At 70.3% G+C, this 9,239-nt stretch carries 13 protein-coding genes; 3 read left to right on the top strand and 10 right to left on the bottom strand.

Features of this window, described 5'->3' with window-relative positions; genetic code table 11:
- Positions 1 to 291: hypothetical protein (locus JNL41_RS16770; RefSeq protein WP_293476930.1), on the top strand; the 291-nt coding region annotated here is incomplete at its 5' end.
- 271 nt (positions 292 to 562) lie between these two features.
- Here the strand turns inward: JNL41_RS16770 and folD are convergent.
- The 4 genes from folD to JNL41_RS16750 are packed head-to-tail and all read right to left on the bottom strand — an operon-like array spanning position 563 to position 3,579.
- Complete coding sequence (folD, locus tag JNL41_RS16765) at positions 563 to 1,456, bottom strand: bifunctional methylenetetrahydrofolate dehydrogenase/methenyltetrahydrofolate cyclohydrolase FolD (RefSeq protein WP_293476929.1); 894 nt, start codon at positions 1,454 to 1,456, stop codon at positions 563 to 565.
- A gap of 18 nt (positions 1,457 to 1,474) precedes the next feature.
- Positions 1,475 to 1,936, bottom strand: coding sequence for an NUDIX domain-containing protein (locus JNL41_RS16760; RefSeq protein WP_293476928.1), 462 nt, complete (start codon positions 1,934 to 1,936; stop codon positions 1,475 to 1,477).
- Positions 1,936 to 2,952: a S1/P1 Nuclease gene (locus tag JNL41_RS16755; RefSeq protein WP_293476927.1), complete on the bottom strand. Its 1,017-nt coding sequence runs from the start codon at positions 2,950 to 2,952 to the stop codon at positions 1,936 to 1,938. Before JNL41_RS16755 ends, JNL41_RS16760 begins: the two co-directional genes overlap by 1 nt.
- Positions 2,953 to 2,991: 39 nt before the next feature.
- Positions 2,992 to 3,579, bottom strand: a complete 588-nt coding sequence (locus tag JNL41_RS16750; protein WP_293476925.1) for a glutathione S-transferase family protein — start codon at positions 3,577 to 3,579, stop codon at positions 2,992 to 2,994.
- Between the two features lie 187 nt (positions 3,580 to 3,766).
- On the opposite strand from JNL41_RS16750, the gene JNL41_RS16745 reads away from it, so the two are divergent.
- Positions 3,767 to 4,246 (top strand): 3D domain-containing protein, encoded by a 480-nt coding sequence (locus tag JNL41_RS16745; protein ID WP_293476923.1) that lies wholly within the window; start codon positions 3,767 to 3,769, stop codon positions 4,244 to 4,246.
- 46 nt (positions 4,247 to 4,292) lie between these two features.
- Positions 4,293 to 4,892 (top strand): AAA family ATPase, encoded by a 600-nt coding sequence (locus tag JNL41_RS16740; protein WP_365698445.1) that lies wholly within the window; start codon positions 4,293 to 4,295, stop codon positions 4,890 to 4,892.
- Here JNL41_RS16740 and JNL41_RS16735 read toward each other — a convergent pair.
- The 6 genes from JNL41_RS16735 to JNL41_RS16710 all read right to left on the bottom strand — a co-directional run.
- Positions 4,826 to 5,668, bottom strand: coding sequence for a ferredoxin--NADP reductase (locus JNL41_RS16735; protein WP_293476922.1), 843 nt, complete (start codon positions 5,666 to 5,668; stop codon positions 4,826 to 4,828). The two genes, JNL41_RS16740 and JNL41_RS16735, sit on opposite strands and share 67 nt — an antisense overlap.
- Before the next feature lie 12 nt (positions 5,669 to 5,680).
- The gene (locus JNL41_RS16730) at positions 5,681 to 6,421 is read right to left on the bottom strand and encodes a phosphoadenylyl-sulfate reductase (RefSeq protein ID WP_365698443.1); all 741 of its coding nucleotides are present in this window, start codon (positions 6,419 to 6,421) and stop codon (positions 5,681 to 5,683) included.
- 2 nt (positions 6,422 to 6,423) lie between these two features.
- The gene (locus JNL41_RS16725; protein WP_293476918.1) at positions 6,424 to 6,924 is read right to left on the bottom strand and encodes a DUF934 domain-containing protein; all 501 of its coding nucleotides are present in this window, start codon (positions 6,922 to 6,924) and stop codon (positions 6,424 to 6,426) included.
- On the bottom strand, positions 6,908 to 8,563 hold the full coding sequence (locus JNL41_RS16720; protein ID WP_293476917.1) for a nitrite/sulfite reductase: 1,656 nt from the start codon (positions 8,561 to 8,563) through the stop codon (positions 6,908 to 6,910). Before JNL41_RS16720 ends, JNL41_RS16725 begins: the two co-directional genes overlap by 17 nt.
- A gap of 5 nt (positions 8,564 to 8,568) precedes the next feature.
- Entirely contained in the window at positions 8,569 to 8,928 is a 360-nt protein-coding gene (locus JNL41_RS16715) for a DUF2849 domain-containing protein (RefSeq protein ID WP_293474976.1), read from the bottom strand.
- Positions 8,925 to 9,239: SAM-dependent methyltransferase (locus JNL41_RS16710; RefSeq protein ID WP_365698439.1), on the bottom strand; the 315-nt coding region annotated here is incomplete at its 5' end. The genes JNL41_RS16710 and JNL41_RS16715, both read right to left, overlap by 4 nt.

The following is a 9,239-nucleotide window of genomic DNA, read 5'->3' as shown; positions in this document are numbered from 1 at the left end:
GCCGAAGCCGACCCGGACGCCGAGTCCGAGGAACGCGAAGAGCGCGGCGACCCTCCCGAACGCTGCGACTGGAACGAATACGAACGCCCCGACTGGGAAACCCCGCTGCGCCTCACCGGCGACCCGGACCACGACGCCGCCGCCATCCAGGCCGCGGTCGAGACCGCCGTGCGCAGGATCGGCAAGAGCTACGCCAGGGCCGAGGCCCTCCTCGACCCCGAGCGCCGCCCCAAGGGCCGCGCCGCCCTCCTCGCCGGCTCGGCGCCCTTGCGCCTGACGGACACGTCCTGACCGGGCGGCCTGACGGGGCGTCCTGCTCTCCCGCTCGTCGCCACTCCCCCCGAACGTCATGGCCGGGCCTGTCCCGGCCATCCAGAAGCACCGATCCCGACCAAGCTCGCAGCGGCGCCCGCCGCGGGCCGCTTCCGCACGCCTGCGTGTCTGGATGGCCGGGACACGCCCGGCCATGACGTTCAGGAGGGGTTTGCAGAACGACAAACCCAGCGAAGACCCACCGGTCCGTCCTGCCGGCCGCTCCGCCTCGGCCCAGGTCGCCAGGAACCTACGCCGGCAGCCCGGCCTGCAGCTTGGCGGCCTTGACGGTGTTGGCCAGCAGCACCGCGACCGTCATCGGCCCGACGCCCTTCGGCACCGGCGTGATCGACCCCGCCACCTCGCGCGCCTCCTTGAAGTTCACGTCGCCGACGACCTTGGTCTTTCCCAGCGCCGCCTGTTCGGGATCGTCGAAGGGCACGCGGTTGATGCCGACGTCGATGACGCACGCCCCCGGCTTGATCCAGTCGCCGCGGATCATCCGCTGCCGACCGACCGCGGCGACCAGGATATCCGCCGTCCGGCAGACCGCGGGCAGGTCCACCGTCCGCGAGTGGGCCATGGTCACGGTGCAGTTCTCGGCCAGCAGGAGCTGGGCGATCGGCTTGCCGACCAGCAGCGAGCGGCCGACGACCACGGCGGTCTTGCCCGTGAGGTCCCCCAGGGTGGCCTTGATCAGCTCGAGGCAGCCGGTGGGCGTGCAGGCCACCAGGGCCGGGAGACCCGCCACCAGGCGGCCCGCGTTGACGACGTGCAGTCCGTCGACGTCCTTGTCCGGCCCGATCAGTTCGATGACCGGCTTCTCGTCGAGATGCTTCGGGAGCGGTAGCTGGACCAGGATGCCGTGGATCTTGGGGTCCGCAGCCAGCTTGCGGACCACGGTCTCCAGCGTCTCCTGCGTCGTATCGCCTGGCAGCAGGTGGGTCTCGGAGTGCATCCCCGCGGCCTTGGACTGCTCGCCCTTCGACTTCACGTAGAGCTGGCTGGCCGGATCGTCGCCGACCAGCACCACCGCCAGGCCCGGCTGCAGCCCATGCTGGGCCCTGAGCCTCGCGACCTCGGTCGCCACATCCGCCCGAAGCCGTTCGGCCACAGGCGCGCCCTCGATGATTCTGGCGGTCATGCCGCGCTCGCTAGCGCCTCAGGCGCGTGCGCGCAATCGCAGCCACGCCGCCACCGCCCAGGCGTGCGACTCCCGCTCGAGCCGCACGATCGCCTCGCGGGGCTCCATCCAGACGAGACGGTGGTCCTCCTCCGTCTTCAGGGCCGCGTTCTCGGCGACGACCCGGCCCGCGAAGAAGGCCCCGCGGGTGTTCCGGATGACCTTGTCGTGGTGCAGGAAGTAGTGGTCGGCGCGGACGAACGGCGCAGCGTCCAGGGCGACGGCCAGCCCCGCCTCCTCGCCGCACTCCCGCACAGCCGCTTCGGCCTCGGTCTCGCCGTCGTCCAGGCCGCCGCCCGGCAGGTGGAGCAGAAGCCCCCGTCCCGCCCACTCGACCTCAACCAGGGCGATCAGGCCGTCCTGCGCGATCACGCCGAACGCGGCCGGCCGATCGACCGGGACATAGCCCGCCGGCGGCTCGCCGAACTGGGGCCCGGCCATCAGTCGATGCCGTAGAGCGCCGGATACGGATCGACCCTGCCGGCGACCACGTCCTTCACCGCCACCGGCTTCCAGCCGACCTGGCGGTTCTCGCTGGCCCGCCAGGCCTCGACCACGACGTCGCGCAGCTCGGACGCGCCGGCGGCGAGACGCGCCGTTGCGAAGGCCGCTCCGCGCGGATCGCCCGGCGCCATGCCGCCGGCCTTCTCCATCTCGTAGAGCGGCACGACCTCGTTGCCGGTCGTGACCAGGTAGTTCGAGACGCGCTGCTCGATCGGGCAGTCGCAGAGCCGGAGCGGCGTCATCCTCGCCTTCACCGAACCGGCCTTCACCCTCGCCAGCACGAGGTCGCCCTCGAAGGGACCGTGGATCCTGGCCTTGGTGTAGCCGGCCGGGTTCGGACCGTCGCCCCAGCCGTTGAAGCGGTCGGTCACGTGCAGCGGCTGGCTGCCGTCGCCCACGAAGTGGGAAAGCTCGCCCAGGCCCTTCAGGATCAGCGCTTCGCGCCGGAGGCGGTCCTCCCGGAACCAGGCGCGATGGGCCGCCCACCGGGGGTTCCGCTCGGCGGCGGCGAGCACGCGCCAGTAGGCGAAGTCGGTGGTGAGCTGCTGCCAGCGGTCGATGATCGAATACGGCAGGTAGCCCGCCTTCCACTGGTCCAGGCCCGCGGCGCGAAGCTGCGTCTCGTACTCGGCGCGCGTGCCCGCGAGCGGGAGCATCGGCGGGCCGCCCAGCACCTTGCCGTCGAGGTCGAGGTCGACGAAGTGGCCGGGGTCCCGATCCTGGTCGTGCAGCCGTCCGGACCCCTTCGAGCGATCGGGCTCACGCGACAGCTCGCCGACGTCGCGGGCGGCCTGCGGCGTGCGCAGGAACGCCGGCAGGTCGGCCGGCAGCGCCTTCATCGCCAGCTCGCCCACCAGCCGGTGGCCGGTGTTGCCCCAGGCGAACAGGGAGGACGGCGTCGCGGCGAAGGCGAGGGCGAGCGCCACGAGGGGCGGCGCGAGGAGGCGTTTCATGCCTTCGGTTTCGCGTGGCCGTGCGACATACGCAAGCCGCTACGAGTCGCGGATACTCAGCGCCTGCTCGACACGCGCCACCCACGCCTTCACAGCCGGGTACTGGGCGAGGTCGAAGCCGCCTTCGTGCGCGACGCGGGTGTAGGCCACCAACGCCACGTCGGCGAGGGTCACCGCATCGCCGACGAGATAGCGCGAGGTCTGCAGCGCCAGCTCCAGCCGCGCCAGCGCCTGGCCGCCGCGCTCCACGATCCGCGGCTCCAGGTCCGCCACCGGCCGGCCCAGGTAGCGCACCTGGAACCTGGCGACGGCCACATAGGGCTCGTGGCTGTACTGCTCCCAGAACATCCACTCCAGCATCCGCGCCCGGTCGTAGGCGTCGGCGGGGATGAGGTCCGAGCCCTCGGCGAGGTGCAGGATGATGGCGTTGGACTGCGCCAGCGGCCGGCCGTCCTCCAGGATCACGACCGGGACCTGGCCGGCCGGATTGATCGCCAGGAACGCGTCCGTGCGCGACTCACCCACCATGATGTCGGTCTCGATCCACGCATAGGCGCGACCGACGGCGTCGGCCGTCCATTTGACCTTCAGGCAGTTTCCGGACTTGCTGTCCCCATAGATTTTCATGCGCCGAGCTCCCGGATCCGGAGCTTCGCTTTGGGGTGAAATGCCTCTGTGGGCAAGCGATGAGGCCTGGCGTGGACTGTCAGGAAAACTGAACGGCCGCGACCGATCGCCCTTCCGGGGTTGCCCCGGACGGCCTCAGCCGGTAGGAGTCCGGCCACCAGTTCAAACGACGAAGGAGGACGCCGTCATGCGACGCCGCCTCGCCGCCCTGGCAGTGTTTTCCGCCATCGGTATCGCGTCCAACGCGCAAGCCGCGAACAACGATCCCGTGGGCGACCTCATCACCTCGGTGATCTCCGGGGCGCTCCCCGGAACCGGCGTCTTCAACGTGAAGGCGACGCTCTATCATGCCGGCGCCAAGGGCGTGGGCGTGCTGGACAGCCTCGGCTGCAAGGTCGTGCCGATGCGGACCATCGCGGTCGACAGGACCGTGATCCCGCGCCGCACCGTGATCTTCATCAAGGAGACCGTCGGCCTCGCCATGCCCGATGGCCAGTCGCACGACGGCTACTGGTACGCCTCCGACATCGGCGGCGCGATCAAGGGCAAGCGGATCGACCTCTACACCGGCAAGAACGCGGCTTCGATGAAGCCGATGCAGAAGCTGAACCTCTCCACCCTCACCGCGGTGAAGGTCGGCGAGTTCAAGGGCTGCCCGCCCGCGTAGCTTCGCCGCCGGCACGGGCGGATCGCGCCGCGATCGGGGGCGGGACATCATCCACAAGCCGAACTTCCACGTCTTCACAGGCGGCGGCGGGACCGGGAAGACCACCCTCCTCGCCCATCTGCAGGCCCGCGGCGAACGCGTCGTGGCCGAGAATATCCGCACCGTGATCCGCGAGCAGGCGGCGCAGGGCGGTCGCGCGGTCCCGTGGATCGACCCGAAGGCGTGCTGCGACCTCACCACCGCGCGCGACATCGCCGATTTCGATCGCCTGGCCTCGGAGACGGCGCGCGTCTTCTTCGACCGCGGCCTGATGGACATGCACGGTGCGAACGGCGTCGCCCCCTCGCCCGCCCTGGTCGAGGCCATCCGCACGCGGCGCTACAACCGCGAGGTGTTCGTGTTCCCGCCCTGGCGGGAGATCTACGCGACCGACGCCGAGCGGCGCGAGGACTGGTCGGCGATGGAGGCGGTCTTCGAGCGGATCCTGCGCACGCTGCCGACGCTCGGCTACGAGCCCGTGGTCGTGCCGGTCGGGACGGTCGAAGCGCGCGCCGCGTTCGTGCTGGCCCGCGCCGGGCCTCAGGTCTCGACGAACGCCTTCTCCAGCACGAAGTCGCCCGGCTGCGCGATCGACCCTTCGACGTAGCCCAGGTCGAGGAGCTGCTGCTTGAGGTCGGCCAGGACCGAGGGACCGCCGCATAGCATGATCCGGTCCTCGGCCGGATCGAAGGCCGGCAGGCCGAGATCGGAGAACAGCCGGCCGCTCGCGATGAGGTCGGTGATCCGGCCCTTCGTCCGGAACTCCTCGCGCGTCACCGTCGGATAGTACTTCAGCTTGTCGCCGATGAGCTCCGAGAGGATCTCGTCCTCCCTGAGTTCCTTCTCGAACAGTTCGGCGTAGTTGAGGTCGCGGACCTCACGCACCGTATGGGTGACCACGACGGTCTCGAAGCGCTCGTAGACCTCGGGGTCGCGCGCCAGCGACAGCCAGGGGGCCAGGCCCGTGCCGGTGCCCAGCATGTAGAGCCGCTTGCCGGGCTTCAGTCCGTCCAGCACCAGCGTGCCCGTCGGCTTGCGGCCGATCAGCACCTGGTCGCCGACCCTGATGTTCTGCAGGCGCGAGGTCAGCGGACCGTCGGGAACCTTGATCGAATAGAACTCGAGTTCCTCGTGCCAGGAGGGCGAGGCGATCGAATAGGCCCGCACCAGCGGCTTGCCGTCCTCCTTCTGCAGTCCGACCATCACGAACTGGCCGCTGGAGAAGCGCAGGGCCGGGTCGCGGGTCGTGCGGAACGAGAACAGGCTGTCGGTCCAGTGATGGACCCACGTCACGGTCTCGACGAAGAAGGCGCCGGACGCCTTCAGCCCCCCTGTAGACGCTTGGGGAGCCTGCGCCGGCTGAGCAAAAGTCACGTCGTTCATTCCACTGATGCCTCAGATGTCGCCGCCGACGTTGTTGGGCGTCCCCGGCGCACGCGCGACATGGATGCCGCACTCGGTCTTGTCCATACCCTTCCAGCGGCCCGCACGGAGGTCCTCGCCGTCGGCGGCGGGCTGGGTGCAGGGCCAGCAGCCGATCGAAGGGAACCCCTGCGCCACCAGCGGATGCGCCGGCAGCCCGTGCGCCTCGGCATAGGCGTCGAGGTCGGCCTTGCCCCAGTTGGCGAGCGGATTGAACTTCACCTTGCCGTCGGCGTGCTCGACCACCGGCAGGTTCAGGCGGTCGCCGCCGTGGAAGCGCTTGCGGCCGGTGATCCAGGCGTCGAACTCGCCCAGCGCGCGGTCGAGCGGCGCCACCTTGCGCACGTTGCAGCAGGCGTCGGTGTCGGTCTGCCACAGGCTGGCCTGCGGATCGACGGTGGCCAGGTCCTGATAGTGCGGGCGCAGGTCGCGGACATTGGTCAGGCCCAGGCGCTCGGCCAGGGTCCTGCGGTAGTCCAGCGTCTGGCCGAACAGCATGCCCGTGTCCAGGAACAGCACCGCGATGTCCGGCTTCACCCTGGACGCGATGTCGAGCAGCACCGCCGACTCCGCGCCGAACGAGGAGACCAGCGCCAGCTTGTCGCCGAAGCTCTCGACGGCGGCCTCGAGGACCGTGCGCGGATGCGCGCGGCGCAACTCGGCGTCGAGGCGCAGGGCGGCCGCGCCCTGGGGGTCGAACGCGTCGTAGGCCAGGCTCAACGCCCGCGCTCCACGAAGGCCGGCTCACGGCCGTCGGCGGCGCGCTGGTAGACGTGGCGGAACCTGCGGGTCACCGCTTCCCATTGCTGGGCCTCGGAGCCGTCGGCCGGCTCGAAGGCATCGAAGCCGCAGCGCAGCATGAAGTGGGCCTGCTCGCGCAGGACGTCGCCCACCGCCCTCAGTTCACCGGCGAAACCGTAGCGCTCGCGCAGGATGCGGGCGTTGGAATAGGCGCGGCCGTCCCGGAACTTCGGGAACTCCAGCGCCACCAGCGCCAGTCGCGGCAGGTCGTAGGCAAGCGCCTCGGCCTCCTCGTCGCTCTTCAGGCGAACGCCCACGGCGCGGCCCTCCGACAGCAGCCGGTCGCCCTCGGCCTGGAAGCGCGTGAGCGAGAGGATGACGTCGCCCTGCGGGATGTCCTGGTCGTCGGCCACGTTCGTGAACGCGTCCTCGACCGGATACATGTGCCCGTCCTGGACCTTAATGCGCGTCGGCATAGACGGCCTCCTTGAAGGGCGCGACGCCCGTGCGGCGGAAGGTGTCGAGGAAGCGCTCGCCGTCGCGGCGTTCGCGGAGATAGACCTCCACCATCTGTTCGACGGCGTCGGTGACCTTGTCGGCCGGCAGCGCCGGGCCCAGCATCGAGCCGAGGGCCGCGTCCTCCTCGCCGGAGCCGCCCAGGGTGACCTGGTAGAACTCCTCGCCCTTCTTATCGACGCCCAGGATGCCGATGTGGCCCACGTGGTGGTGACCGCAGGCGTTGATGCAGCCGCTGATCTTGATCTTCAGCTCGCCGATCGCCTCGGCCCGCTCGGGATCGGCGAAGCGCTCGGCGATGTGCTGCGCGACCGGGATGGCCCGCGCGTTGGCCAGGGCGCAGTAGTCGAGGCCCGGGCAGGCGATGATGTCGCTGATCAGGTCGATGTTGGGCGTGGCGAGGCCCGACGCCTTCAGCGCCGCGTAGACGGCCGGCAGGTCGTCCAGCTTCACGTGCGGGAGGATCAGGTTCTGGGTGTAGTTCACCCGGATCTCGTCCAGCGAATAGGTCTCGGCCAGGTCGGCCGCGACGTTCATCTGCTCCGAGGTCATGTCGCCCGGCGTCTGGCCCGGCGTCTTCAGCGAGACGTCGACCAGCGCGTACCCCGGGACCTTGTGCGGATGGACGTTGTGCCGGACGAACCGCGCGAAGGCCGGGTCGGACGCCTTCAGGGCCTCCACCGCCTCGGACCGCGGCTTCAGCGGCTCGAACCGCGGCGTGAAGTCGGCGCGGATGCGGGCCAGTTCGATGTCCGGCAGGTCCACCTGCTCCTGTTCGGACTTGGCCCACTCGGCTTCGACCTGGCGGGCGAACTCCTCGGCGCCGAGGCTGGCCACCAGCACCTTGATGCGGGCCTTCCAGATGTTGTCGCGCCGGCCATAGCGATTGTAGACGCGCAGGATCGCCTGCAGGTAGCTCAGCAGGTGGCGGGTCGGCAGGAACTCGCGGATCGTCGGCCCGAGGTAGGGCGTGCGGCCGAGACCGCCGCCGACCATCACCTCGAAGCCCAGCTCGCCGCCGCGGCCGCGCCGCATGGCCAGGCCGATGTCGTAGACCCTGGTCGCCGCGCGGTCCTTGGCCGACGCGGTCACCGCGATCTTGAACTTGCGCGGCAGGAAGCTGAACTCGGGGTGCAGCGTCGACCATTGGCGGATCGCCTCGGCCCAGACGCGCGGATCGTCCAGCTCGTCGGCGGCGGCGCCTGCGTAGGGGTCGGCCGTGACGTTGCGGATCGTGTTGCCCGACGTCTGCATGGAATGCATGCCCACTTCGCCCAGGGCCGCCAGGATCTCCGGGGCGTCCTTCAGCTTGATCCAGTGCAGTTGCAGGTTCGTGCGCGTGGTGAAGTGGCCGTAGCCCTGGTCGTAGGTCGACGCGATCCAGGCCAGCTTGCGCAGCTTCTTCGAGGTCAGCGTCCCGTAGGGGATGGCGATCCGCAGCATGTAGGCGTGGAGTTGCAGATAGAGGCCGTTCAGCAGCCGGATCGGCTTGAACTGGTCCTCGGTGATCTCGCCGGCCAGGCGGCGCTCCACCTGCTCGCGGAACTCGGCCACGCGGTCCTGGGTGAATTCCTTGTCGATGACGTCGTACTGGTACATCGGCGCTACTTCCGCTTGATCAGGTTGACGCGGCCGGTCGAGCGGGCCGCGCCGTGGGCGTGGCGCAGGGCGTCGATGTCGTCGCCGCCCAGCGCCTGCTTGCCGTGCTGGGGATGGTTCGTGGGGCCCAGACAGCGCACGCGTTCGCGGAAGCTGAGCGGCGCCCACAGGCCTTCGGATTCGATGACGTCGATCAGATAGGGATCGACCACGACGGTCTGCTGCGACTTGGCCAGGCCCTCCGCGGCCTCCGCCCTGGCCCCGTCGTCGAACAGTTCGGCGTCGCGGAAGCGGGCGACCCACTTGCCGTCGGCCCAGAACACGGCCTCGCCGTTCAGCAGCAGGTTTCCGGTCAGCGCCTTCATGCGCGGGCCTCACGGACAGGGGTTTCGACGTGCGCGGCGGCGCCTTCGCCCGCCTGGGCCAGCGCCATGGCTTCGCCGACGATGAGCAGCGCCGGACCGCGGACGGCCGCCGCCGCCTCAGGCAGGCCCGCAAGCGTGGTGATGCGGCGGCGCTCGTCGGCGCGGCTGGCGTTCTCGACGATCAGCGCCGGGGTGGAGCCCGCGCGGCCGGCGCCGATCAGGCGCGCCGCGATCGGGGCGGCCATCGAGACGCCCATGTAGACCACGACGGTCTGGTTCGCCCTGGCCAGGTTCTCCCAGTCGAGGTCCGG

The organism is Phenylobacterium sp. (assembly GCF_016793285.1).
Taxonomy (GTDB): domain Bacteria; phylum Pseudomonadota; class Alphaproteobacteria; order Caulobacterales; family Caulobacteraceae; genus Phenylobacterium.
The sequence above is the reverse complement of the archived record's forward strand: the minus strand, read 5'-3'. Positions and strand labels throughout refer to the sequence as shown.